This is a genomic window from Xylanimonas oleitrophica, from assembly GCF_003244315.1.
GTDB lineage: Bacteria > Actinomycetota > Actinomycetes > Actinomycetales > Cellulomonadaceae > Xylanimonas_A > Xylanimonas_A oleitrophica.
The window spans coordinates 230,314-254,377 of sequence record NZ_QKWH01000004.1 but is presented as its reverse complement, the minus strand read 5'-3'; the positions used below and the strand labels follow the sequence as shown (position 1 = coordinate 254,377).

The 24,064-nt window shown below is 74.2% G+C and carries 27 protein-coding genes; 11 read left to right on the top strand and 16 right to left on the bottom strand.

The window, feature by feature from the left end:
* Positions 1–31: 31 nt before the first annotated feature.
* A complete protein-coding gene (locus tag DNL40_RS08400) occupies positions 32–550 on the bottom strand; it encodes a hypothetical protein (protein ID WP_111250787.1) in 519 nt (172 codons plus the stop codon).
* Positions 551–701: 151 nt separating this feature from the next.
* Between DNL40_RS08400 and DNL40_RS08395 the strand changes: the two genes are divergently transcribed.
* From DNL40_RS08395 to DNL40_RS08380, 4 genes are all read left to right on the top strand, one after another.
* Positions 702–1,517, top strand: coding sequence for a hypothetical protein (locus DNL40_RS08395; protein WP_146252054.1), 816 nt, complete (start codon positions 702–704; stop codon positions 1,515–1,517).
* Positions 1,517–3,157, top strand: a complete 1,641-nt coding sequence (locus tag DNL40_RS08390; RefSeq protein ID WP_111250785.1) for a F0F1 ATP synthase subunit B — start codon at positions 1,517–1,519, stop codon at positions 3,155–3,157. The genes DNL40_RS08395 and DNL40_RS08390 overlap by 1 nt, the downstream gene beginning before the upstream one ends.
* 147 nt (positions 3,158–3,304) lie before the next feature.
* Positions 3,305–3,775 (top strand): class Ib ribonucleoside-diphosphate reductase assembly flavoprotein NrdI, encoded by a 471-nt coding sequence (gene nrdI, locus DNL40_RS08385; protein ID WP_245885773.1) that lies wholly within the window; start codon positions 3,305–3,307, stop codon positions 3,773–3,775.
* Between the two features lie 65 nt (positions 3,776–3,840).
* A complete protein-coding gene (locus DNL40_RS08380) occupies positions 3,841–4,629 on the top strand; it encodes an MBL fold metallo-hydrolase (RefSeq protein WP_111250859.1) in 789 nt (262 codons plus the stop codon).
* A gap of 65 nt (positions 4,630–4,694) precedes the next feature.
* On the opposite strand, the gene purQ is transcribed toward DNL40_RS08380, so the two are convergent.
* The 4 genes from purQ to DNL40_RS08360 form a co-directional block, all read right to left on the bottom strand.
* Positions 4,695–5,423 (bottom strand): phosphoribosylformylglycinamidine synthase subunit PurQ, encoded by a 729-nt coding sequence (gene purQ, locus DNL40_RS08375; protein ID WP_111250784.1) that lies wholly within the window; start codon positions 5,421–5,423, stop codon positions 4,695–4,697.
* Positions 5,423–5,710, bottom strand: coding sequence for a phosphoribosylformylglycinamidine synthase subunit PurS (purS, locus tag DNL40_RS08370; RefSeq protein ID WP_111250783.1), 288 nt, complete (start codon positions 5,708–5,710; stop codon positions 5,423–5,425). The genes purQ and purS overlap by 1 nt, the downstream gene beginning before the upstream one ends.
* 114 nt (positions 5,711–5,824) lie before the next feature.
* On the bottom strand, positions 5,825–6,427 hold the full coding sequence (locus tag DNL40_RS08365; RefSeq protein ID WP_111250782.1) for a hypothetical protein: 603 nt from the start codon (positions 6,425–6,427) through the stop codon (positions 5,825–5,827).
* The gene (locus DNL40_RS08360) at positions 6,424–6,807 is read right to left on the bottom strand and encodes a PadR family transcriptional regulator (RefSeq protein ID WP_245885771.1); all 384 of its coding nucleotides are present in this window, start codon (positions 6,805–6,807) and stop codon (positions 6,424–6,426) included. Before DNL40_RS08360 ends, DNL40_RS08365 begins: the two co-directional genes overlap by 4 nt.
* 161 nt (positions 6,808–6,968) lie before the next feature.
* Here DNL40_RS08360 and DNL40_RS08355 point away from each other — a divergent pair, with 161 nt between their 5' ends.
* Complete coding sequence (locus tag DNL40_RS08355; protein WP_111250780.1) at positions 6,969–7,973, top strand: DUF4190 domain-containing protein; 1,005 nt, start codon at positions 6,969–6,971, stop codon at positions 7,971–7,973.
* A 104-nt stretch (positions 7,974–8,077) separates the two neighbouring features.
* Here DNL40_RS08355 and DNL40_RS08350 read toward each other — a convergent pair whose 3' ends face one another.
* Entirely contained in the window at positions 8,078–9,019 is a 942-nt protein-coding gene (locus DNL40_RS08350) for a phosphoribosylaminoimidazolesuccinocarboxamide synthase (protein WP_245885787.1), read from the bottom strand.
* A gap of 124 nt (positions 9,020–9,143) precedes the next feature.
* On the opposite strand from DNL40_RS08350, the gene DNL40_RS16895 reads away from it, so the two are divergent.
* Positions 9,144–9,272 (top strand): hypothetical protein, encoded by a 129-nt coding sequence (locus DNL40_RS16895; protein ID WP_281268445.1) that lies wholly within the window; start codon positions 9,144–9,146, stop codon positions 9,270–9,272.
* Here DNL40_RS16895 and DNL40_RS08345 read toward each other — a convergent pair.
* Positions 9,262–10,272 carry a 1-aminocyclopropane-1-carboxylate deaminase gene (locus tag DNL40_RS08345; protein WP_111250778.1) on the bottom strand — a complete coding sequence of 337 codons (1,011 nt, stop codon included), beginning with the start codon at positions 10,270–10,272 and terminating at the stop codon, positions 9,262–9,264. The genes DNL40_RS16895 and DNL40_RS08345 overlap by 11 nt on opposite strands.
* Before the next feature lie 115 nt (positions 10,273–10,387).
* Here DNL40_RS08345 and DNL40_RS08340 point away from each other — a divergent pair, with 115 nt between their 5' ends.
* Complete coding sequence (locus tag DNL40_RS08340; RefSeq protein WP_111250777.1) at positions 10,388–11,281, top strand: LysR substrate-binding domain-containing protein; 894 nt, start codon at positions 10,388–10,390, stop codon at positions 11,279–11,281.
* 14 nt (positions 11,282–11,295) lie between these two features.
* On the opposite strand, the gene purD is transcribed toward DNL40_RS08340, so the two are convergent.
* From purD to DNL40_RS08320, 4 genes are all read right to left on the bottom strand, one after another.
* Positions 11,296–12,591, bottom strand: a complete 1,296-nt coding sequence (gene purD, locus DNL40_RS08335) for a phosphoribosylamine--glycine ligase (protein ID WP_111250776.1) — start codon at positions 12,589–12,591, stop codon at positions 11,296–11,298.
* Between the two features lie 24 nt (positions 12,592–12,615).
* Positions 12,616–13,377, bottom strand: a complete 762-nt coding sequence (locus DNL40_RS08330) for a transporter substrate-binding domain-containing protein (protein ID WP_111250775.1) — start codon at positions 13,375–13,377, stop codon at positions 12,616–12,618.
* A 58-nt stretch (positions 13,378–13,435) separates the two neighbouring features.
* Positions 13,436–14,728 (bottom strand): adenylosuccinate synthase, encoded by a 1,293-nt coding sequence (locus DNL40_RS08325; RefSeq protein WP_111250774.1) that lies wholly within the window; start codon positions 14,726–14,728, stop codon positions 13,436–13,438.
* Positions 14,729–14,849: 121 nt separating this feature from the next.
* Entirely contained in the window at positions 14,850–15,299 is a 450-nt protein-coding gene (locus DNL40_RS08320) for a DUF3151 family protein (RefSeq protein ID WP_111250773.1), read from the bottom strand.
* A 61-nt stretch (positions 15,300–15,360) separates the two neighbouring features.
* Between DNL40_RS08320 and DNL40_RS08315 the strand changes: the two genes are divergently transcribed.
* Positions 15,361–15,786: an STAS domain-containing protein gene (locus DNL40_RS08315; protein ID WP_111250772.1), complete on the top strand. Its 426-nt coding sequence runs from the start codon at positions 15,361–15,363 to the stop codon at positions 15,784–15,786.
* A 103-nt stretch (positions 15,787–15,889) separates the two neighbouring features.
* On the opposite strand, the gene DNL40_RS08310 is transcribed toward DNL40_RS08315, so the two are convergent.
* Positions 15,890–18,145: a SpoIIE family protein phosphatase gene (locus DNL40_RS08310; RefSeq protein ID WP_245885769.1), complete on the bottom strand. Its 2,256-nt coding sequence runs from the start codon at positions 18,143–18,145 to the stop codon at positions 15,890–15,892.
* 191 nt (positions 18,146–18,336) lie between these two features.
* Here DNL40_RS08310 and DNL40_RS08305 point away from each other — a divergent pair, with 191 nt between their 5' ends.
* Complete coding sequence (locus DNL40_RS08305) at positions 18,337–18,738, top strand: STAS domain-containing protein (protein WP_245885767.1); 402 nt, start codon at positions 18,337–18,339, stop codon at positions 18,736–18,738.
* 131 nt (positions 18,739–18,869) lie between these two features.
* Here DNL40_RS08305 and fbaA read toward each other — a convergent pair whose 3' ends face one another.
* The 3 genes from fbaA to DNL40_RS08290 all read right to left on the bottom strand — a co-directional run bounded on the left by fbaA (position 18,870) and on the right by DNL40_RS08290 (position 21,651).
* Complete coding sequence (gene fbaA, locus DNL40_RS08300) at positions 18,870–19,889, bottom strand: class II fructose-bisphosphate aldolase (protein ID WP_111250770.1); 1,020 nt, start codon at positions 19,887–19,889, stop codon at positions 18,870–18,872.
* A 132-nt stretch (positions 19,890–20,021) separates the two neighbouring features.
* A complete protein-coding gene (locus DNL40_RS08295) occupies positions 20,022–20,666 on the bottom strand; it encodes a TrmH family RNA methyltransferase (RefSeq protein ID WP_111250769.1) in 645 nt (214 codons plus the stop codon).
* Entirely contained in the window at positions 20,659–21,651 is a 993-nt protein-coding gene (locus DNL40_RS08290) for a DUF368 domain-containing protein (RefSeq protein WP_245885766.1), read from the bottom strand. Before DNL40_RS08290 ends, DNL40_RS08295 begins: the two co-directional genes overlap by 8 nt.
* A 286-nt stretch (positions 21,652–21,937) precedes the next feature.
* Here DNL40_RS08290 and DNL40_RS08285 point away from each other — a divergent pair, with 286 nt between their 5' ends.
* Positions 21,938–22,678, top strand: a complete 741-nt coding sequence (locus DNL40_RS08285) for an HAD-IIA family hydrolase (protein WP_111250857.1) — start codon at positions 21,938–21,940, stop codon at positions 22,676–22,678.
* Positions 22,675–23,463 (top strand): hypothetical protein, encoded by a 789-nt coding sequence (locus DNL40_RS08280; protein WP_111250767.1) that lies wholly within the window; start codon positions 22,675–22,677, stop codon positions 23,461–23,463. The genes DNL40_RS08285 and DNL40_RS08280 overlap by 4 nt, the downstream gene beginning before the upstream one ends.
* Before the next feature lie 12 nt (positions 23,464–23,475).
* Here the strand turns inward: DNL40_RS08280 and pyrE are convergent, their stop codons facing one another.
* Entirely contained in the window at positions 23,476–24,054 is a 579-nt protein-coding gene (gene pyrE / locus DNL40_RS08275) for an orotate phosphoribosyltransferase (RefSeq protein ID WP_111250766.1), read from the bottom strand.
* Positions 24,055–24,064: the final 10 nt, after the last annotated feature.

The window sequence follows — 24,064 nt, the reverse complement described above, 5'->3', positions numbered from 1 at the left end:
GGCGAGGGCAGGGGGACGTGGTGCTGGCGGCTCAGCGCTGCGGCTGGGCGCGGCGGGCGAGCGCGACGACGTGGACCTCGCCCATGGACTCGGCGCGGTCGACGACGACCTGCGTGCCGGGCTCCAGGACGACCTCGGAGTGGGCGGTGACGGTGCGCGGAGCCCCGTGGTAGGTGACCCGCACCAGGCCCGGCGCACCCGGGGAGACCTGCTCGACGACGGCCCCCTCCGCGCCCACCAGGTCGCCCGACGTCGCGCCCTGGGCGGAGCTGCGCCGCAGCACCCGTGCGAGCGCCGACATGCCCACGACCACGGCGACGCCGACGGCGAGCGCTACCCCGATCACGGTCAGCGCCGTCCACGCGGTCATGGCGATCACCGCGACGGCGGTCCACCCGAACGACGCGACCCCGCCGAACAGGCCCATGACGGAGAACGCACCGTCACCGGGCAGGTCGACGTCGAAGATGTCGAAGACGCCGTCGAACACGAAGGCGAGGACCACGAGCACGGTCGCGATGCCCGCGACCACCAGGAATGCCGTCAGCACGGAACATAACCTCCCATATCCGGCTCCAGCCCGTCCCCCCTTCCACAGGGTGAAGAGGCGCGGGTTCCCGGCCTTCGCGCCACCCTCCCGGTACCGTGGAGCCGGTACCCGGGAGCATCTCCCGCGAGGGCCCGGAACCAGGGGAGCACCATTGACCGAAGGACTGACCGACAGCGCCGCACCACCTGCCTCGCCCACCACGCCGCAGACCTACGGGGAGCGGATGGAGCGCATGGTGGCCCTCGCGCAGGCCGAGGCCGCGCAGGCCGTGAGCGACGCGCGCGAGAACGCCGCCCGCCTCCTGGCGGACGCCCGCCGCTCCGCCGAGACCACCGTGTCCGAGGCGCAGGTGCAGGCCACCGCCACGACGGCCGCCGCGCGCGCCGAGGCGGAGCGCCTCGTGGCCGAGGGGCAGGCCGAGGCCGACGAGATCCGCCGCCGCGCCCGCTCCGACGCCGAGGCCCTGACCCGCGAGACGCAGCAGGCCACCAACGACGAGCGCCGGCGGGCCGAGCACGACGCCCGCGTGGCCGTCGCGACCGCAGAGGAGAAGGCCCGCGAGGTGATCGAGGACGCCCGCGCGGAGGCCGACCGCACCCAGGCGCGCGCCCGCACCATGCTGGAAGAGGCCGAGACGATCCGCGCCCAGGCGCTCGACGAGGCCGAGGAGACCCGGCGCCGCGCCCAGGCCGACGCCGACGAGAAGATCGCCGCGGCGAGCGCGCACGCCGAGAGCCTGGTGGCCGAGGCCACCGCCGAGGTCGCGCGGGTGCGCGCCGAGGCGGAGCGCAGCACCCGTGAGCTGGTGCAGCGCCGGGACCAGATCGCGGTCCAGCTGGAGGCGCTGCGGCGCTCGCTGGGCCTGCAGGTGGGCGCAGCGTCCGCCGGTGGCACGCAGGGGGCCGGCTCCGCCGACGCGCACGCCGCGCGCGCGGACAGCGGCCACGACGAGGGGAACCAGGCGTGATGAAGTGGCGCCGCACGAACGAGCCCGAGCAGGACGAGACGCAGGCGCGGCCCTGGTGGGAGGAGGCGGCCGAGTCTGCCGCCGAGGACGCCGAGCAGGCGTACGCACCCCGGGAGGCGTTCGCCTCCCCCGAGCAGCAGCCTCCGCACGCGCAGCCGGGGCCGCAGGCCGACGAGCACGGCGTCCAGCAGGACGGCCAGCGGGGTGACCGGCAGGGTGACCAGCAGGGCCAGCAGTGGCAGGGCGCCCAGCAGGTGCCCGCGCACGACGGCGGCCAGCCCGCCGCGCCCACCACCCAGGACTGGCAGGGTCAGGTGGCGTACGAGCCCCTGGGCCAGGAGCCGCGCGGCTGGGTGCCCGCCGTCATGCCGCCGCCGTACGACGACGCACGACCGGCGGCGCTCGCCGCGGCCCAGGCGGCCGAGCAGGCCGTGACCGAGCAGGCGGCGCCCGCTCCGGCGGGCCAGCCGCAGACGCAGCACGAGGGCCAGGCCGCCGCTGCGTGGCCCGTGCACGCCGGGGCCGACGACGCCGAGCGGGTCGAGGTGGCGGGCGGCGAGGCCGGGCACCCCGAGCAGCCGGGCCAGGGCCAGCCCGCCGATGCCGCCGAGACGACGGGCGCCTCGACGGGGCCGGAGGCCGGCGTGGCAGTCACCGACGGTGGCCGTCCTGGGGGCACGCAGCCGACGGCAGAGGCCCCGCAGGGCACCGACGGCGCTGCGCCCGAGGGCCTCGGGGCGCCGGCCGCTCTGGCGGGCGAGAGCGCAGCGCACGGCGAGGCGGCACAGGTCCACCCGCACGACGACGTGGAGGTGCCGACCGTCGAGCTGGGCACCAGCTTCGGCGAGCGCATCGAGCGCCTCATCGCCGCGGCCGTGACCGAGGCGGAGCACACGCGTGCCGACGCCGAGGCCGAGGCCGCGCGCACCGCGGAGGACGCGCGCCTGGAGGCGGAGCACGTGGTGGCCGCGGCGCAGCGCAAGGCCGCCCAGATCGTCTCGGCCACGCAGCAGCGGGCGGACGACGAGCTGGCCGCCGCGCAGCGCACCCGCCAGGAGGCCGAGCAGGAGCTGGCGGAGGCGCGCAAGGAGGCCGAGCACGTGCGCCGTCGTGCACGCGAGGAGGCCGCCGAGCTGAGGGCTGAGATCGACCAGCACGCCCAGCAGCTGCTGGCACGCACGCATGCCGACTCCGAGCGCACGCTGGCCTCGGCCCGCGCGGAGCTGAACGAGCTGGCGGCGCGCAAGGCCGAGCTCGAGGAGCAGATGACGTCGCTGCGGTCCCTGCTGGCCGGGGCCGTCGTCGAGCCGCTGCCGCAGGAGGTCCAGGGGTTTCTCACCGGGCAGGTCCCCGTCGTCGTGCCGGCGGCCGACGACCTGGGTGGGCCGCTGGACCCGCTGGGGCCGCAGGGCGACCTCGACCCGCTGCGGCAGGACGAGCCCGCAGTACCGGCAGAGCAGGCCGAGCCCGCCCCTGCGGAGCAGGCCGATGCCGCTGCCTCGGACGAGCCCTCGTCCCCGCCGGAGGACCGGTCGGAGAGCCAGCCGGAGGTCCAGCCGCCGCACGGGAGCGAGCCGTCGCGGGAGGACCAGCCGTCGCAGGAGAGCCCGGACGGGATCTCCCCTGACCGGCACGAGTAGCGCCCGACGCCGAGCCTGAGCGGGCGCTCAGGTGCTCAGCCCCTGTCCCTCCCCGGCGCGGGACGCAGGGCCCGAACCTCCGGGCCGTGCGTCCCGCGCCGTCGTCGTCCCGGGCTCGTGCGCGCGTGCGTGCGCCAGGCTGGGAGGGTGAGTCAGCACCCGCCGGGGTCCCCGGTGCCGCTCTACTACTACTCCTCCGCCTCCGGCATGGTCCGGCTGTTCTGCGAGCGCGTGTGCCAGGGCACGGCCCGGCGTGCGTGGGACCTCGGCGAGCGGGAGGTGCGCCGGTCGGTGCCCGAGGGACCGTGGGTGCTGGTGACGCCGTCGTACAAGACGGGGAACCCGGACAACGACACGATCCCCGAGGCGGTGCGCCGGTTCCTGGACGACCCGGTCACGCGCCGTCGCCTCGTCGGGGTCATGGGCTCGGGCAACCGGAACTTCGGCCGCCACTACCAGGCGGCGGCGCGGCAGGTGGCGGCGGCGTCGGGCAGGCCGGTGCTCCTGGAGCTCGAGCTGCAGGGCACGCGGTGGGACGTCGAGGAGGCGCGACGCGTGCTGGACGCGCTGGACGGGGCGCTGACGGAAGGGTCGAGCGGGCCGGGGCGCCCGGCATAGCCTGAGGCGTGCTCACCACGATCACGCCCTTCGCCGCCTGCCTGCGCGCTGACAACCCGGGGCCGATGACGCTCGACGGCACGCGCTCCTACGTGCTGCGCGCCCCGGGGCCCGACGGCGCAGCGCCGGGGATCGTCGTCGACCCTGGCCCGGCGGACGAGGCGCACCTGGCCGCGCTCGCCGCCGCGGGCCCGGTGGCGCTGGTGCTGGTGACGCACCGGCACGCCGACCACACGGCGGGCAGCGCCCGGCTGCACGAGCTCACAGGGGCGCCGGTGCGCGCCGCAGACCCGGGGCACTGCCACGGCGGTGCACCGTTGCGCGACGGCGAGGCGATCGAGGCGGGTGGTGTGCGCGTGCGGGTGGTGGCGACGCCGGGCCACACGGCCGACTCGGTGTCGTTCGTGGCCGAACCGGTCGCGGCCGATCCGTCCACCGGCTCCCCGGCCGGGGCCGTGGTGCTCACAGGGGACACGGTGCTGGGCCGGGGCACGACCGTCATCGCCGAGCCCGACGGCTCGCTGGGCGACTACCTCGCGAGCCTCGACGTGCTGGAGGCGCTGGCGTCGTCGGGCAGCGGACCGGTGCTGGGGCTGCCGGGGCACGGACCCGTGCTGGACGATCTCGCGGCGGCGGTCCGTGCCTACCGGACGCACCGCCACGAGCGGTTGGACCAGGTGCGCGAGGCGTTGGTGGCGCTGGGTCCGGGCTCGACGGCGGACGACGTCGTCGCGCACGTGTACGCCGACGTCGCCCCCTCGGTGCGGGGCGCGGCCCGTCAGTCGGTGGTGGCACAGCTCGACCACCTGCGCCGCACGGACCTGCGCCGGACCGACGACGTCGCGGGCCCCTGAGGCTCCGGTCCTGAGGTGTCAGGAGCGGAGGTCCAGGGGCCCGCGACGGAGGGGTGACGGAGAGGTCAGGCCTTGACGAGAGCGGCCAGCACCGAGGTGAAGAACGTCAGGCCGTCGGTGCCGGTGCGCACGCCCGCCTTGCCGGCGGGGCCGAACCCGGGCTCGACGGCGTGCTCCGGGTGGGGCATGAGACCCACCACGTTGCCGCGCTCGTTGGTGATGCCGGCGATGTCGCGGCGCGAGCCGTTCGGGTTCCAGCCGTCGTAGCGGAACACCACACGGCCCTCGCCCTCGAGCTCGTCGAGGGTGCGCTCGTCGGCGACGTACTGGCCGTCCTGGTTCTTCAGCGGGATGGTGATGCGCTGCCCCGCCTCGAACTGGTTGGTCCACGCCGTCGACGCGTTCTCCACGACCAGCGGCTGCTCGCGGCAGATGAACTGGAGGTGGTCGTTCTTGACCATCGACCCGGGCAGCAGGTGCGCCTCGGTGAGGATCTGGAAGCCGTTGCAGATGCCCAGCACGGGCATGCCGCCCTGCGCGGCGTCTGCGACCGATCCCATCGCGGGAGCGAAGCGGCTGATCGCTCCGGCGCGCAGGTAGTCGCCGTAGGAGAACCCGCCGGGGATGACGACGGCGTCCACGCCGTGGAGGTCGGCGTCCGCGTGCCAGAGAGCGACGGGGGTGCCGCCGGCCAGGCGCACCGCACGGGCCGCGTCACGGTCGTCGAGCGTGCCGGGGAACGTGATGACGCCGACGCGGGCGCCGTCGAGCGTCTCGGGGGCCACGGCGGTCATCAGGCGAGACCCGCGGACGTGATCGTGCCGGCGGCGTCGGCCTCGACGTCGGCCACGCGCACGACGTCCTCGATGATCGGGTTGCTCAGCAGGGTCTCGGCGGCGGCCTGGGCGGCGGCGAGGACCTCGGGCGTGACGTCGCCCTCGACCTCGAGCTCGAAGCGCTTGCCCTGACGCACGCTGGTGAACTGGGTGAAGCCGAGACGCGGCAGCGCCCCGACCACGGCCTTGCCCTGGGGGTCCAGGATCTCGGGCTTCGGCATGACCTCGACGACGACGCGTCCCACGGGGGCTCCTTCAGGTTGGGTCACCGTCGCTCCGGGATCCCGTCCGGTGCGGGCCTGCGGGCACTGCGCACGGCGGACGAGCGGGAGCACGACGGCGGGGTTCCGCTGCCCACTCTACCGGGAAGACGGCGGGGGGTCGGCGCGCCCGCCCGCGCCGGGCCTCGCACCCGCCGCTGCGGGGTGGTCGTAGACGTGCCGCTGCATGGCGGTCCGCCGGTGATAGCCGCGCGTCAGGACGGACATGACGAGGAATCCCGCGAGCATCGCGGCCACCGTGCCCCAGGAGAACCCCCTCACCAGGACGCCAGCCACAGAGAGGGCCGCGTACGTGAGGGCACCGCTCGCGACCGCGAGGCTCAGCCGCCGCCACAGGTACAGCGGCCCACGGATGTCGTCGACGACCCACCACAGGTAGCGCTCCGGGAGGCGCCTGTCGAGAGCCCGGTAGGCGAGCCAGAGGTACCAGGGCGGCCGCTCGCGCCAGCGCAGCGCCCACCCGGCCCGGACGAGTGCCGCCGCCTCGCGCGCCGGCAGCCGCCGCGGGAACCGCCCGCCGCCGGCCGCCGCGCCCTCGGCCGCGACGTCCTCCAGCACGCCCAGCAGCTCGTCGCCGCGCACGTCGCGCCAGCGCCGGGGGTAGGCGTGCATCCAGCGGCGCGCGGAGCGGGCGAAGGCGCGGCGGCGGGCCTCGTCGTCCCGCGCTCCCCCGGCGCTCATGCCGGACTCCCGGCCAGGTCGCCCAGGGCGCCGGGGCCGGTGGGCCGGTCTCCGCGGAGCGTGCGCTCGGCGCGCGCGGCCAGCGCGCGCAGACGCTCGGTCTCCTGCTGCGCAGCGCGGTGGCCGGCCTCGGTGACGCGGTAGTAGCGCCGCACGCGCCCGTCGACGACGGCCTCCCCGGCGGGCTCGACCAGGCCGGCCGCGGTGAGCCGGTCGAGTGCTCCGTAGAGGCTGGCTGCCCCGAGCACCGTGGCCCCGTCGGTCAGGTCCCGGACGGCACCGATCACGGCGTACCCGTGCAGCGGCTCAGGGCTGAGAGCGAGCAGCACGAGGTAGGCCTGCTCCGTCATCCGGAACGCTGCGGGGGCGCGTGGGCTCATGACCGATATATATCGGCGACCGATACATCCTGTCCACCGGAAGGCACGCATCGGGCAAACCGGCCGGGCATCTCGGGACCAATCAGCGCATATGCCCTCCCCGCGCAGCCCCGGGCACCGCTACTGTGCCGCCTGACATCCGCACGAACGACAAGGCCAGCATGAGCACCCAGCCCACCAGCCCCGCCTCCGACGACCCCTCGGAGCCGGCCACGCCGACGACTCCCGAGACACCCGCCACGGAGCCGGCCACCACCGAGAGCACCACCTCCGAGAGCAGCCCCGAGCCCGCTACCGAGACCCCGGCGCAGGCCGATCCCGGCCCGGCCACCGAGGCCACCGAGGCGCAGGAGCCGTCCGCGACTCCCGCCCCCGAGCCCGCAAGCACCGCGCCCGCAGCTCCTGCGGCCCCCGTCGCGGCGCAGGCGCCTGCCGGGCCTGCCCAGCAGGCGGGCACGGACGGCGTCTCGATCGCGGCGCTCGTCACGGGCATCCTGGGTACCGGCGTCGTGGCCCTCGTGCTCGGCATCCTCGGCCTGTCCCGGACCAAGAAGTCGGGCCGTCCCGGCCGCGGCTTCGCGATCGCCGGCGTCGTGCTCGGCTCCCTCGGCCTGCTCGCGCACCTGGTCTGGCTCGGCCTCGCCCTCGTGCTGGTGACTTCCCAGGACTTCCGTGACGGCTTCGAGGACGCCTACAACCAGGCCCAGCAGCAGGCCGAGGCGCCCGTCGAGGTCGAGGTCCCGGCGGAGGTGACCGACGAGCCCACCACCGCGGGCGGCACCGCTGAGACCGCCGAGGAGACCGCCGACGACACGGTTGCGCTGGCGGTCTCGCAGTGCTTCGACCTGCCCGCGGACGCTGTCGACACGAGCAGCATCACCGTGGTCGACTGCGCCGGCGAGCACCTGGGCGAGGTCTACGGCACCACCGCGCTCACGGACGCCGTGTACCCCGGCGAGGAGCCGATCGTCGGCACGGCGGACCAGTTCTGCACCGACGCGTTCACGCCGTACGTCGGCAGCGACCCGACCGCGTCGCAGCTCGCGGTCAGCTACGCGTTCCCGACGGACGAGACGTGGGCGACGGGCGACCGCGAGATCACGTGCTTCGTGACGTCGTTCGACGGCTCGCCGCTCACGGGCAGCGCCCAGGGCTCCGGCTGGTAAGCCTCCCGGCACACCGACGGGCGTGCCCCTCGTCCTGAGCGCTCAGGACGAGGGGCACGCCCGTCGTTCGTCGGTCACCGTTCGCGGAGCTGACCGCACCCGGCTCAGAAGAGGCGCTCGCCCGTCAGCCGCTCGTAGGCCTCGAGGTACCGGTCGCGGGTGCGCTCGACGACTGCGGTGGGCAGGGCCGGCGGAGCAGCGTCCCCCGAGCGGTCCCAGCCCGACTCCGCCGAGGTCAGCCAGTCCCGCACGAACTGCTTGTCGAAGCTGGGCTGCACCCGGCCCGGCTCCCACTGGTCGGCGGGCCAGAACCGCGACGAGTCGGGGGTGAGCACCTCGTCACCCAGGACGACGGCGCCCGGGCCAGGCTCGCCCGCCGTCACGTCCCCGGCCGGCAGGGTGCCGAACTCGAGCTTGGTGTCCGCGAGGATCACGCCGCGGTCCCGGGCGATCTCCTCCGCACGGGCGTAGACGGCCAGGGTGAGCTCTCGCAGCGTGTGGGCCGCATCGGCTCCGACCCGCTCGACCACACCGGAGAAGGGCACGTTCTCGTCGTGCTCCCCCACCTCCGCCTTGGTGGCGGGCGTGAAGATCGGCTCGGGCAGGCGAGAACCGTCCACGAGACCGCTCGGCAGGGCGATGCCCGTCACGGACCCCGACTCGCGGTACTCCGCCAGCCCGGACCCGGTGAGGTAGCCGCGGGCCACGCACTCGACGGGGAACATCTCCAGGCGCCGGCAGATCATGGCCCGCCCGGCGACGACGTCGGGCACCAGGCCGTCGAGCGGCATCGCGCTCGGCGCCGTCGAGACCACGTGGTTCGGCACCAGGTCGACGAGCTGCTCGAACCACCACAGGCTGAGCTGGGTGAGCACCACGCCCTTGTCGGGGATGCCGGGGGTCAGCACGTGGTCGTAGGCCGAGACCCTGTCCGAGGCGACGACGAGCACCACGTCACCCAGCGGATGGGCGCCCCCGAGCGCCGGCAGGTCCGGCTCGTACAGGTCCCGGACCTTCCCGGAGTAGACGTGCCGCCAGCCGGGCAGGTCGAGCGGGCCACCGGCGAAGGCGTCGGCGGCGGGGTCGAGACGAGGACTGCGCGCGTCGGTCACGCAGGAGAGTGTCCCACGGCCCTCGCGCCCGCCCACCGGCGCGCGCTAGCGTCCGGCCATGACGTCCGACGGTGAGCGCGTCACCCGGTCGCTGCTCGGCGGAGGTGACGGTGCAGCCCCGGACAGCGGGGGCGGCGACACCTCGCCGCCCGTCGTGTACCGGGCCTCGGGCCGCGTCAGTCGGTGAAGAGCGCAGAGTAGGCGTTGAGCGCCGGCTGGCCACCGAGGTGCGCGAACAGCACGTTCGAGCCGCGGGGGATGGTGCCGTCGGCGACGAGCGAGATCAGCCCGGCCATCGACTTTCCCTCGTACACCGGGTCGAGGATGACGCCCTCGAGCCTGCCGACGAGCCTGATCGCCTCGAGCGTGGAGTCGACCGGGACGCCGTAGCGCTCCCCCGCCCATCCCGGGAGCACCTGGATCTCGTCGTCGGCCAGCTCTCGGCCCAGCCCGACCAGAGCGGCCGTGCGCCGGGCGATGCGCTCCACCTGGTCCCGCGTCTCGTCGAGCTTGGCGCTCGCGTCGATCCCGATGACACGACGGGGGCGCTCCTGCCCCGCGAACCCGGCGATCATGCCGGCCTGGGTCGAACCCGTCACCGCGCACACCACGATCGTGTCGAAGAAGATCCCGAGCTCACGCTCCTGCTCGGCGACCTCCTGCGCCCACCGGGCGAACCCCAGCCCACCGAGCGGGTGGTCGGAGGCGCCCGCGGGGATCGGGTATGGGGTGCCGCCGCGCTGGCGCACCTCCTCGATCGCCCGCTCCCAGCTCGGCTTGAGGCCGACGCCGAACCCGGCGGGGTCCAGCCGGACCTCGGCACCCATGACGCGTGAGAGGAGGATGTTCCCGACGCGGTCGTTGAGGGGGTCGGGCCAGTCCACCCAGCGCTCCTGCACGAGCACCGCCTTCATCCCGGTCGCTGCTGCCACGGCGGCGACCTGGCGGGTGTGGTTCGACTGGTACCCCCCGATCGAGACGAGCGTGTCCGCACCCTGGGCGAGCGCGTCCGGCACGAGGTACTCGAGCTTGCGCACCTTGTTGCCGCCATAGGCCAGACCGGAGCTGACGTCCTCGCGCTTGGCCCACACGCGCGCACCACCGAGGTGCGCCGTCAGGCGATCGAGCGGGTGCACGGGGCTGGGGCCGAAGGTGAGGGGGTAGCGAGGGAAGTCGGAGAGCGCCATGTGCCGACGCTAGGCATCCTGATCGTTCACCACCAGCACAGGTTTCCTGGCAGGCTGTTCGGCAGCGCCTGACGATAGGGTCTCCCCGACCATCGCACCGGCGAGAGGAAGCACGATGCTCAACCCGTGGCGGCTGCGGCTCATCGACGGTCTGGACCGCCTCGGCACGGTCCGCGCGGTAGCCACGGCCCTCCACCTCAGCCCGGCGAGCGTCAGCGAGCAGCTCGCCCGGCTCGAGCGGGAGGCCGGCACCTCGCTGTTCGAACGGCGTGGGCGGCTGCTCGAGCTCACGCCCGCAGGCCGTCGCCTGGCTCAGCTCTCCCGCGAGGTCCTGCAGCATCTCGAGGCCGTCGAGGTCGAGCTCTCCGAGATGGGGACGGAGGCGATGGGGGTGGTCCGGGTCGGTGGCTTCGCGAGCGCGGTCTCGACGATCGTCCTGCCCGCCATGGCTGCACTCGCGCGGTCCCACCCGCGTCTGGAGCTCCAGGTGCACGAGCTGGAGCCGCACGACAGCGTCGAGGCGCTGCACCGCGGCACCTGCGACGTGGTGGTGACGTTCGACCAAGAGGACGTGCCGCTCGTCGAGGACCCGGTCCTGCGCCGCACCGAGCTCACGCGCGACCCGTTGCTCGTGGTCGCCGCAGCGGGACGACGCCTCGGTGACGGGTCGGCGCCGGTCCGGCTGGAAGAGCTGGCCGGGGAACGGTGGGCCCTGGAGAGCGAGAGCAGCCAGCTCGGACGCCTGCTGCCCGGACGGTGCCGCGCCGCAGGGTTCGAGCCTCACGTCGTGGCTCGGTGCACGAGCCTGGAGCTGCTCCTGGACCTCTGCGCGCGTGACCTCGCCGTCACGGTGCTGCCGCAGCGCGCGGTGTCGCAGCGAGGCGACATCGCCACCTATCCGGTGGAAGGGCTCGGCGAGCGTCGGATCTGGGCTCTCGTGCGCCGGGGAACCCTGGCACGCCGCGCCGTCCAGGTGGTCAGGGAAGCACTCGTCGCCGCCGCGCAGTGATCGTGCGCGGCGAGTCAGACGGCCGGGACGGTGACCTCGCCGCGCGCGGCCTTGAGGGCGATGTCGGTGCGGTGGTGGGACCCCTCCAGACCGATCACCGCGACGCCCTCGTAGGCGCGAGCGCGGGCCTCGTCCAGCGTGCCCCCCTGCGCGACGACGGACAGCACGCGGCCGCCGGAGGCGACCAGGATGTCGCCGTCGAGCGAGGTGCCGGCGTGCAGCACGTGCACGCCGTCGAGCGCCTCGGCGTCCTCGACGCCCGTGACCGGGTCGCCGGAGCGCACGGTGCCCGGGTAGCCGTGGGCGGCGACGACGACGTTGACGACCGGGTCCGGCGACCAGCGCAGCGGCTCCAGGTCGGCCAGCGTGCCGGTGGCCGAGGCGAGCAGCACGGTGGACAGCGGGGTGCGCAGGCGCGCGAGCACCACCTGGGTCTCGGGGTCGCCGAAGCGGGCGTTGAACTCCACGACGCGGGTGCCGCGGGAGGTCAGGGCGAGGCCCACGTACAGCACGCCGGCGAACGGGGTGCCCCGGCGGGCCATCTCGTCCACGGTGGGCTGCGCGATGCGCTCCACCACCTCGTCCACGAGCCCGGCGGGCGCCCAGTCGAGCGGGGTGTAGGCGCCCATCCCGCCCGTGTTGGGGCCGGCGTCGCCGTCCCCGGCCCGCTTGAAGTCCTGGGCCGGGACGAGAGGCACCACGGTGGTGCCGTCGCTGATGCAGAACAGGGAGACCTCGGGGCCGTCGAGGTACTCCTCGACCACGACGCGTCCCTCGGCGCCACGGGCCAGCAGGGCAGCGCCCGCGTGGGCGAGGGCAGCGTCACGGTCCGACGTCACCACCACGCCCTTGCCGGCGGCCAGGCCGTCGTCCTTGACCACGTAGGGGGCGCCGAACCCGTCGAGCGCCTCAGCGACCTCGGCCAGCGTGGTGCACACGTGCGCCATCGCCGTCGGGACGTTCGCGGCCGCCATGACCTCCTTGGCGAACGCCTTGGAGCCCTCGAGCCGCGCCGCCTCGGCGGACGGCCCGAAGACGGGGATGCCGGCGGCCGCGACGGCGTCGGCCACGCCCGCGACCAGCGGTGCCTCGGGACCCACCACCACGAGCTCCGCGCCGAGCTGCTGCGCGAGCGCCGTCACGGCGGCGCCGTCGGTGGCGTCGACCGGGTGCAGCGTGGCCTCCCGCCCGATGCCGGGGTTGCCGGGGGCGGCGTGCAGCTCGTGACCCTGCCCGTCCCGGGACTCGGCGGCGAGGGCGTGGACGATGGCGTGCTCGCGGGCACCGGTCCCGACGACGAGGATCTTCACGGACGCCCAGTGTAGAGGTGGGCCTCAGGCGGGCGGGGCGACGCTCGCGTCCTGGCCGGAGGCCGCCAGCGCCTCCGCCACGAACCCGTTCGCCTTCAGCTCCTCGACCACGACGCCGAGCCACGTGACCGCCTCGGCGGACCGGTCGCGCCCGGTGGCCACGGCCTGGCGGATCTCGGTGAAGCGCGGCTCCAGCACCCGGAGGTCACCGCGCTCGGCAGCCCACCGCTCCACCGGCTGGCGGATGCCCGCGGCCACGTCCAGCCCCTCGGACTCGAAGACGACGGTGCCCTCGACCCCGCGCACGATCTCGGCCCGCTCGAGCGTGCGGGTCAGGTACAGGTCGTAGGCCGAGCCCTCCTTGACGCCCACGCGGACACCGTCGCGGTCGACGTCCTCCGCCGTCGTCGTCCCCGAGGACACCGGCACCGCATAGACGCCCTCGATGACCACGTAGGGCGCGGTGAACGCGACCCGCTCGGCCCGGGCGGGCTCCACCGCGAGGAAGCCGAGGTCCGCCTCGCCCGAGGCGACCGCCTCGAACGACGCCTTCGCCGCGCGCACGCACGCCAGCTCGACGCCGACGCCCAGGCGGCGCGCGACCTCGCGAGCCAGGTCCACCGTCACGCCCCGCGGGGCGTCCGGCTCCCCCTGCGCCAGCACCGGGTTGCCCAGGTTCACCACGGCGCGCAGCGCCCCCGTGGGGGCGAGCTCGCGCACGACGGCGGGCTCCGCCGTCGTGCCCTGACGGCGAACGCCGTACGTCCCCTCGCTCTGGTTCTCCATGGCGAGGGAACGTACGGCGTCCCGGGGCCGGTCGCCCGTCAGCGACCGTCGAGAAGGTTCAGCGACCGTGGATCAGGTCGTGGATCGGGATGATCTCGTCGCGGCGCGGACCCACACCGACCGCCGAGATGCGGCAGCCCGAGATGCTCTCGATGAACGTCAGGTACTCCTGCGCGTTCTTGGGCAGGTCCTCGACCGTGCGGGCACCGGAGATGTCCTCCCACCAGCCGGGCAGCTCCTCGTAGATCGGCTTGGCGTGGTGGAACGCCGTCTGGTCGTCCGGCATCTCGTCGTAGCGGGTGCCGTCGACGTCGTAGGCCACGCAGACCGGCACCTTCTCCAGGCCGGTCAGCACGTCCAGCTTGGTGACCACCAGGTCGGTCAGGCCGTTGATGCGCGAGGCGTAGCGGGCGATCACCGAGTCGTACCAGCCGGTGCGGCGCGGGCGGCCCGTGGTGACGCCGTACTCGCCGCCGGTCTTGCGCAGGTACTCGCCCGAGTCGTCGAACAGCTCGGTGGGGAACGGACCCTCGCCCACGCGCGTGGTGTACGCCTTGATGACGCCGAGCACCGAGTCGACGCGCGTCGGGCCGATGCCCGAGCCCGTCACCGCACCGCCGGCCGTCGCGCTGGAGGAGGTGACGAACGGGTACGTGCCGTGGTCGATGTCGAGCATCGTGGCCTGGCCCGCCTCGAAGAGGACCGTCTTGCCCTCGTCGAGGGCGTCGTTGAGGACCAGCGGCGTGTTCGCGACCATCGGTCGCAGGCGCTCGGCGTAGGCCAGCAGCTCGTCCACCGTGGCGTCCACGTCCACCGCACGGCGGTTGTAGACCTTCACCAGCAGGTGGTTCTTCTGGTCGAGCGAGCCCTCCACCTTGGCGCGCAGGATCTTCGGGTCGAACAGGTCCGAGATCCGGATGCCCACACGGTTGATCTTGTCCGCGTACGCCGGGCCGATGCCGCGGCCCGTGGTGCCGATGCGGCGCTTGCCGAGGAACCGCTCCGTGACCTTGTCGATGGTGCGGTGGTAGCCCGTGATGACGTGCGCCTGGCTCGAGACGAGCAGGCGGGAGACGTCCACGCCGCGCTCGATCAGCGCGTCCAGCTCCTCGAACAGCACCTCGATGTCGACGACGACGCCGTTGCCGATCACCGGCACCACGCCCGGCGACAGGATGCCCGAGGGGAGCAGGTGCAGCGCGTACTTCTCGTCGCCGATCACCACGGTGTGACCGGCGTTGTTGCCGCCGTTGAACTTCACCACGTAGTCGACGCGGGACCCGAGCAGGTCCGTCGCCTTGCCCTTGCCCTCATCGCCCCACTGGGCACCGACGAGCACGACCGCTGGCATGGGGAACACTCCCTTGAGGTAGACGAGACCCGGCGTTCGCCCCGGGGGGGGTTCGGTCGGAGCCGCCGACCGGGCCGCGTGCGAGTTTACCCGGCGTTGACCATCCGGCGAGGAGCGGGCCTCAGCCGAGGAGCGCGCGGACCTCGTCCACCGACGTCCCGGAGTCGGCCAGGAACTGCACGCAGCGCTCGTGCTCGGCGTCCTCCCCGATCAGCCTCGCCGCCAGCGCGAGCGCCAGCAGCGCGCGCAGGAACCCCTGGTTGGGCTCGTGCGACGCCGGGACCGGACCACGGCCGCGCCACCCCGCGCGTCGCAGCGAGTCAAGGCCGCGGTGGTAGCCCGTGCGGGCGTAGGCGTAGGCCGTCACCGCTCGTGCGGTGCCGGGCTCGCCGTCGGCACCGTCGAGAGTCGCCTCGGCCAGGGCCGCCCACGCGAGCGACGACGCCGGGTAGGCGGCCGCCAGCGCCGCCGGGTCCTCCCCGGAGTCGAGGCCCGTGCGCACCTGCGGCAGGTCGTCGGGCAGCAGCGTGGGCTCGGGAGCCATGAGGTCGCGGGAGTGCGCGTCGGTCATGACGCCATCCTGCCAGCGCCATGACCGCCCCGCCGTCGCGGTGTCCAGGTAGTCTCGCTCCATGATCGAGATCGCGACGTCGCCCACGACGGCGACCCTCGTGATCGCCGGCGACCTGGACCTCGCCGAACGGGACCAGTTCCCCGAGATCGCGGCACGGGTCGTGGGTCTGCGGCGCCAGCTGCTGGTCATCGACATGTGCCGGGTCACGTTCATGGACTCCACCGGGGCGGCGTTCCTCATCTCGCTGGCGGACGCCGGCCGCAAGCGCGGCGGTGCCACCGTGCTGCGCGGAGCGGACGAGCGCGACCTGTTCGTGCTGGAGGTGTGCGGGGCGCTGGACATGTTCCGCATCGACCACGAGCACAGCTGCGAGTCCGGGGACGTGCAGGCCGGCGACGCCACGGGCACCGAGGCCACCGAGCCCGACACCGCGCCACAGACCCCCACGGCGCTGCCGCAGCGCCGTCGTCCCACCGAGGGCTGACCCGGCCCGGGGCCAGGCCCCGCGCCGCGCGCGGCGGCCCGTACCGAGCCACCCGCACGGGCCACCAGCACCGAGCCGCCGCGCCGTCACCGGCTGCTCACGGCTACCGCGCGGCCGCGCCCCCGCCGCTGCCCGACGACGAGCCACCGCCCGCCCCCACCGACGCCGGCTGGCGCAGCTTGGCCCACACGAGCTTGCCCGAGCCGGCCGGCCGCCAGCCCCAGTCGGCCAGCCGCTCGACGATCTGCATGCCGAACCCACCCACCCGGTTGGGGTGCCCGTCCGTGGTGACAGGAGGGGCCGGGTTCGCGTCCTCGACCTCGATGCGCAGCCCCTCGCCCGTGTCGAACAGGCGCAGCGAGATGTTTCCCCAGCCGTGCAGCACGCCGTTGGCGACCAGCTCGGAGACCACCAGCTCCGCCGACGCCGAGTCGGGCAGCCCCCACGCCTCGCAGCTGCGCAGCACGGCATGGCGCGCCCGGCCGATCGACGCGGGCTCGCTCGGCAGCAGCCAGCGCCGCGAGCGAGGGCTCAGCGCCGGGGTGCCGGCGTCGCCCACCGGGTCGGGCACCCGCACCACCACGATGGCGACGTCGTCCTCCGGCGCGTCCGCCAGCCGCGAGAGCAGCTCCTCGCCCACCCCGGCCGCGTCGCGGGCGGTGATGCGGCGCGAGGTCGCCACCAGCGCGTCGAGGCCGACCTTGAGCGACCGGTCGCGGCGCTCGATGAGCCCGTCGGTGTAGAAGAGCAGCACGTCACCGGGGCGCAGCACCTCGGTGGCGGTGTGCCGCTCGGCGAACCCGAAGCCCACGAGCGAGCCACCGCCCTCGTCGAGCTGGGTCACCTCGCCGTCGCGCAGCAGCAGGGGCGGCAGGTGGCCCGCACGGGTGTACTCCACGTCCCACGTCAGGCCCGGCGCGGTGCCGCCGGGCGCGGCCGGCTCCTCCTGCGGGCGCGGGCGCAGCGTCGCGTAGACCAGGCTCGCCGAGCGCGGGATCCGCATGCCCTGCACCAGCTGGTCGACCCGCTCCAGCACGACGCCGGGCGTGGTCAGCTCGTACGCGTAGGAGCGCACCACCGACCGCAGCTGGCCCATGGCCGCAGCCGCCTCGACGTCGTGCCCCACCACGTCGCCGATGACCAGACCGGCGGTCTCCTCGTCGATCTGCAGCACGTCGTACCAGTCGCCGCCCACCTGGGCGTGCTCGGCGTTGGGCGCGTAGTAGGTCCACACGTCCAGGCCCGTGACGTCCGCCTGCTCGGGCAGCATGGCCCGCTGCAGCGCCTCGGCCAGCCGGTGCTCACGGGCGTACAGGCGGGCGTTGTCGATCGCGGTGCCCGCCCGGCGGGCGATCACCTCCACCACGGTGCGCACGTCGTCCTGCACCCCGTGCACGCCGCGGGCCACGCCGAACGGGTCCGTCTCGTCGTCGTCGACCACGACGCCCGGCCCCGGCGCGGCGTCACCGTGCCACGTGACCAGGAGGCCGAGCACCTGGCGCCGCCCGCCGACCGCGTGCACGACGACGGAGCCCGGGCGCGCCCCCGTCTCCTCCAGCACCCGGTGGACCAGGTCGCGGCGCAGCCAGCCCGACGCCGAGTACGTCGGGTAGTCGACGTCGAGCCGCACCAGCACGGGACCGTCCACCAGGCCGTCGAGGAGGTCCTGCACGGCGTCGACGGCGTGGGCGCGGCGCAGCGGGTGCTGGGCGTCCCCCTCCAGGGCGTCCGTGGCCGTGTCGGGCACGTACCGGGCGTGCCGGCGCCCCCGACCGCTGGGCGGCGCGGCCACGTCGATGCCCTCGGCGAACACCAGGCCGTCGTCGTTGAGGTAGAAGCCCGACCACGGCACCAACGAGCGCAGCAGGTCGGCGATGTCGCGCAGGGCGTACGGGTACTCCAGGTCGCCCAGCAGCTCGGTGGACTGCGCGATGAGGTCCAGGTCGGCACGCTGACGGCGCTCCACCTCCAGGGTGTGCAGCTGCGCCGCGTGCTCGTCCACGTACGCCGACACGTCCACGCTGACGCCGAGGTAGTGGGTGAGACGGCCCGCGTCGTCGTGACGGGGCGTGAACGTGACGTGGGCCCAGTAGGTGCCGCCGTCCCGCTGGCGGCACTGGAGCGTGAACACGCCCGGCTCCCCCGCGGCCAGCACCGGCAGCAGGCTCTGGGCGTCCTCCGGCGCGGCGAGCAGCCGGCCCAGCGGCCCGACCGGACCCGGCGTGGCGCCCGGCTGCACCGACGGGAGCCCCGGGTGCACCCCCGTCTTGGCGACGAATGCCTCGTTCACCCACAGAAGGGGCATCCCCTCCTCCAGCGTGCCGGTCAGGAACATGCACAGGGGCGAGCCGGCCGCCATCTCTGCGACAATCGGGGGCAGCGGCGGACGGGGCTCTTTCGGGGACGACAGAGGGCTCAGACCGGGCATATCGGTCATTCGGCCTCCGCTGTGCGAGTGTGCACCGTCATGGTGGTGTTCCTGCTGGTCATCAAACCGTAGTGTGGTACCCGACAGGACGCGAGGCATGCCGGGAACTTGAGAGGAGCATCGTGCGCGAAGCATCAGAACCGAAGGCCGCCACGCTGGGCGGCCCGGACACGCACGACGATCTGCCCGACATGGGGGATCCCGCGAGCGTCCACCTGATCGTGGGGGCCTCACGAGCACGGCTGGTGCTCTCCGGCGAGATCGACGCCGACATCGGCCCCGAGCTCGGCGAGGCCATGACCGAGGCGGAGGCCACCGGTCTGCCGGTGGAGATCGATGCCCACCACATCACCTTCATGGACTCCTCCGGCGTCGCGTTCCTCGCGCGCCTGGCGTCCCGGCTGCCGCACAAGGTGCGCATCCTGCGGGCCCCGCCCACGGTGAAGTTCCTCCTCGAGGTGACGCGGATCGGGGAGCTGCTCGAGATCGTGGACGAGGACGAGGGCATCGACGTCCCCCGCTGACCGGCACGAGCGCGTCCCGGCCGACCGGCACGCGCAGGCGGCACCCGGCGGCACGCACCACGCAGCGCCCGGCACGCACGAAGGGCCCGCACCCCCGGGGGTGCGGGCCCTTCGGCGTCCTCAGCGGAGGATCACATCTTGTTGCCGGCCGAGCGCAGCTGCTGCGCCGCCTCGACGATGCGCTGAGCCATGCCGGCCTCGGCCAGCTTGCCCCAGGCACGCGGGTCGTAGGCCTTCTTGTTGCCGACCTCGCCGTCGATCTTCAGCACGCCGTCGTAGTTCTTGAACATGTGCTCGACCACGGGGCGCGTGAACGCGTACTGGGTGTCGGTGTCGATGTTCATCTTGATGACACCGTTGTCCACGGCCTCCGAGATCTCCTCGGCGGTCGAGCCCGAACCACCGTGGAACACGAGGTCGAACGGCGACTCCTTGCCGATCTCGTCGCCCACGGCCTTCTGGATGTCGGCCAGGATCGACGGGCGCAGCTTGACCGCACCCGGCTTGTACACGCCGTGCACGTTGCCGAAGGTCAGGGCCGTCAGGTAGCGGCCCTTCTCGCCGGCGCCGAGGGCCTTGACCGTGGCCAGGCCGTCCTCGGGCGTCGAGTACAGCTTGTCGTTGATCTCGGCCGTGTGGCCGTCCTCCTCGCCACCGACGACGCCGATCTCGATCTCGAGGATCGTGCGGGCCGCCTGCGACAGCTCGAGCAGCTCCGCGGCGATCTCGAGGTTCTCCTCGAGCGGCACGGTCGAGCCGTCGAACATGTGCGACTGGAAGGTGGGGAGCTTGCCGGCCTTGACCTGCTCCGCCTCGAGGGCGAGCAGCGGGCGGACCCAGGAGTCGAGGTTCGCCGCGACGCAGTGGTCGGTGTGGATGGCGATGTTCACCGGGTAGTTCTTGGCGACCTCGTTGGCGTAGGCGGCCAGGGCGAGCGAGCCGGCGATGCGGTCCTTGACCGTCGCGCCGGAGCCGTACTCGGCACCACCGACGGAGACCTGGATGATGCCGTCCGACTCGGCCTCCGCGAAGCCCTGCAGGGCGGCGGTGATCGTCTGCGACGACGTGATGTTGACCGCGGGGTAGGCGAACTTGCCGGCCTTGGCCCGGTCGATCATCTCGACGTAGACCTCGGGGGTTGCGATGGGCATCTTTGATACTCCAGGTGACGTACGGATATGCCTGGTCGATCCTCCCACGCCCGCGCCTCGGCCGTCACTCCCACCCCGGCCCGCGAGACGATCGCGGCCGGAGTCGGGACCAAGGTCCCCTCCCGGGAGCGCTCAGCGGCCGGGCGGCAGGTGCTGCAACGCCCAGGAGTGCATGGCGATCGCCGCGGCCGCGCCGGCGTTCAGGGAGCGCGTGGAGCCGTGCTGGGTGACGTGCACGACGACGTCGCACACCGCCTGCATCTCGGCCGTCAGGCCCGTGGACTCCTGGCCCAGCACGAGCACGCACCGCCGGGGCAGCTCCCGCCCCTCGATCGGCACCGAGCCGGGCACGTTGTCCACGCCGACCAGCGGGACCCGCTCGCCCCCGGGACCGGCCGTGGCCGCCCACCCGGCGAGGGCCTGGGCGTCGGGGTGGTGGTGCACGTGCAGGTAACGGTCGGTGACCATCGCCCCCCGGCGGTTCCAGCGGCGCCGGCCCACCACGTGGACGCCCGCCACGTTGTAGGCGTTGGCGGTGCGCACCACGGAGCCGATGTTGAGGTCGTGCGCCCAGTTCTCGATGGCCACGTGCAGGAACCGCTCGGGGTCGCGCCGCGCGTCCATGTCGGCCACGACGGCCTCGACAGACCAGTAGCGGTAACGGTCGACGACGTTGCGCCGGTCGCCGTGCTCGAGCAGCTCGGGGTCGTAGCGCGCGTCCTCGGGCCAGGGACCCTCCCAAGGGCCGACCCCGACGCCGTCGGGCGTCTCAGGCACGGCCGGGCGTCTGCCCCGCGGCCGTCAGGCGCGACTCCCACAGCATCGCCGCGAGGACGACGGCGGCACCGGCGAACGCCAGCACCACCACCAGCACGACGCTCTCCGACGGCGCCTGCAGACCTCCGTCGGCGTCCTGCCACGGCCACAGGGCACGCAGGGAGCCGATCATGAGGCCCGCGAGCACCGCCATCGTGCCCTGGCGCCGGTGGTGCAGCAGCCACTGCAGCACCTTCACGAACGAGGCCAGGCCCACGACGGCGCCCAGGAGGAACGTCCCGACGAACCCCAGGTCGCGGGCGTGCAACGCCTCCTGGACCGGGACGTACAGACCGAGCACCACCAGCAGGAACGACCCGGAGACGCCGGGCAGCACGAGCGCGTTGATCGCCAGCGCCGCCCCCAGGAACACGAACCACAGGGCCGGGTCGCCGGTCGACTGCGCGGCAGGCAGGCCCGTCAGCGCGAACGCGGCCACGGCCGCGACCACCAGCAGCACGCCGTCGAGGGGTCGGAACCGGTGCGGCATCATCCGCAGCGGCACCGCCACCGACACCACGATCATCCCGAAGAACACCGCCCGCGTGGGCACCGGGTGCTCCTCGAGCAGCGGCGCCACCACGCTGAGGGACACCAGCAGCACCACGACCATGCCCGCCAGCACCGGCACCAGCAGCGGCCAGTCGATCTGCCGCAGCGCGCGCAGGCCGGCGGACGCGCCACGGCCGCGGGCGACGTCGGCCACCAGGGTGCGCACGGCGTGCAGCAGCTGGCCGGCGGCGTCGATGAGCTGGTCGTACAGGCCCACCACGAGCGCGATGGTGCCGCCGGAGATGCCGGGCACCGACTCCGCCGCGCCGACCAGGCCGCCGCGCAGCGCGGACAGCGGCGCCGAGCGCCAGCTGGTGCGCACACCGGCGGACGCCGGGGCTGCGACGGGAGGAGCGACGTGGCGAGGCGGCTCCGGGGAGCGGGAGGTCGTCACCCGCGGAAGCCTAGTGGGCGCGGAGGCGAGCGAGGCGGGCGGCGGCGTCCCTCACGCTCCGTGCACGGCACCTCCACCACCACGGCGTCCCAGCGCCCCGCCGGGCGCCGTCGCACCCGCCGCACCGGGTCCGCGCCACGAGCGCGGCCACCGGCGCAGCGCGGGCCCCGGCCGGTACGGTCGGGGACGACGGCCCGCTGCCGCCGCCCCGGCGCCGGCGGGCTCGAGCACCTGACCGAGAGGACAACCCGTGACCGAGCGCAGCATCGAGTCCTGGCTCACCGACATGGACGGCGTCCTGGTGCACGAGGGGTACGCCATCCCCGGTGCGCCGGAGTTCATCAAGGCCCTGCGGGACAAGGGCCGCCCGTTCCTCGTGCTGACCAACAACTCGATCTTCACGGCCCGCGACCTGCGGGCGCGGCTGGCCGACAGCGGCATCGACCTGCCCGAGGAGTCCATCTGGACCTCCGCCCTGGCCACCGCGCAGTTCCTCACCGACCAGGTGCCGGGCGGCTCGGCGTACGCCATCGGCGAGGCGGGCCTGACCACCGCGCTGTACGAGGCGGGCTACACGCTCACGGAGAACGACCCGGACTACGTGGTGCTCGGCGAGACCCGCACGTACTCGTTCGAGGCCATCACCAAGGCGATCCGACTCATCCTGGGCGGCTCGCGGTTCATCGCCACGAACCCGGACACCACCGGCCCCTCGAAGGAGGGCCCGCTGCCCGCCACCGGGTCGGTGGCCGCGATGATCACCGCCGCCACGGGCCGCCAGCCGTACTACGTGGGCAAGCCCAACCCCATGATGTTCCGCTCGGCCCTCAACCGCATCGACGCGCACTCCGAGACCACGGCGATGATCGGCGACCGCATGGACACCGACGTCGTCGCCGGCATCGAGGCAGGGCTGGAGACGTTCCTGGTCATGACCGGCTCGACCGCTGCCCACGAGGTGGAGAAGTACCCCTTCCGGCCCTCGCACGTGGTCGACTCGATCGCGGACCTGGTCGAGCTGGTGTGAACGCCGCCGGGTCTGGCCTCGCCCAGCCGGCGGCGCTGCTGGCCGGTGCGCTGCGCTCGGGCGACCTCGCGGCGGCCGTGGCCGTGCTGGAACCGCTCGACCCTGCGGCCCGCCGCCGGCTCCCGGCCCGGCTGCGCACCACGGCGCGCGAGCTGCTCGCCGCCCCGGTCGCCGCCCGCGAGCCTGCCTGGGACGGCCCGCTGAGGCCGGGCCACCACCAGGTGGCGGAGTGCGTGCTGCTGGCCACCTCGCCGCTCGCGCGGGCCACGGGCCTGTGGCCCCTGGACTTCGCCGTCGCCCGTGACGTGCTGCCACGCCTGCTGCCGGACGACCTGCCGGCCTTCGTCACCCGCTGGTCGGATCAGTTCCGGGCCGACCCCAAGGCCTGGGACCGCAACGCCGGGCGGGCGGCGATGTTCGACTGGGCCCACGCCGGACTCGTCCCCCCGCCGGTCGAGGACGGGGCCGTGCTGATGCTGGTGACCGGCGTGCCCGGCACCGGCGACGGCGCCCAGCTGCTCCGCTACCTGGAAGAGCGGCCGGTGCTGATCACCACGACGTTCGCGCGGCTGTTCGACGTGCCGGGGGTCAAGGGCGCATCGCCGGCGCAGCGCGACCAGACGACGTACGGGCGCCGGCTCGACGACCACGTCGTCCCCGCGCTGGTGCGCCGTGGCTGGTGGTCGGCCGACCAGGTGCGCGACGGGGTGCGCCGCGCCCTGGCCGCCGGCCTGCCCGCCTACCAGGAGCGCTGGTTCAGAGGGCTGGAGCAGCACCTGCCCTGAGACGCCGCCGCGTCAGGCCAGCCCGACGTCCTCCAGGCTGAACAGGTAGTGGTAGGGCACGCCGAGGGCCTCGATCTTCTCCCCCGCCCCGGTCGCGCGGTCCACGATCGTGGCCACGGCGAGCACCTCGGCACCCGCGGCGCGGGCGGCCTCGATCGCGGTGATGGGCGACCCGCCCGTGGTCGTCGTGTCCTCCACGACGACGACCTTGCGGCCGGCGATGTCCGGGCCCTCGATCTGGCGCTGCATGCCGTGCGTCTTGGCGGACTTGCGCACCACGAACGCGTCGAGCTCCTGCCCGCGCGAGGCGGCGGCGTGCAGCAGGGCGTCGGCGATGGGGTCGGCCCCCAGCGTGAGGCCGCCGACGGCGTCCACCTCCGCCGTGCCGAGGCCCTGCTCCTCCAGGTGGTCCAGCAGCACGTGGCCCACCAGGGGCGCTGCCCGGTGGTGCAGCGTGATCCGGCGCAGGTCGACGTAGTAGTCGGCCTCCTTGCCGGAGGACAGCGTCACCTTGCCGTGCACGACGGCGAGCTCCTTGATGAGCTCGAGCAGCTGCTCGCGGGGGGTCGGGGAGAAGTCAGCGGTGGTCACGGGGACAAGC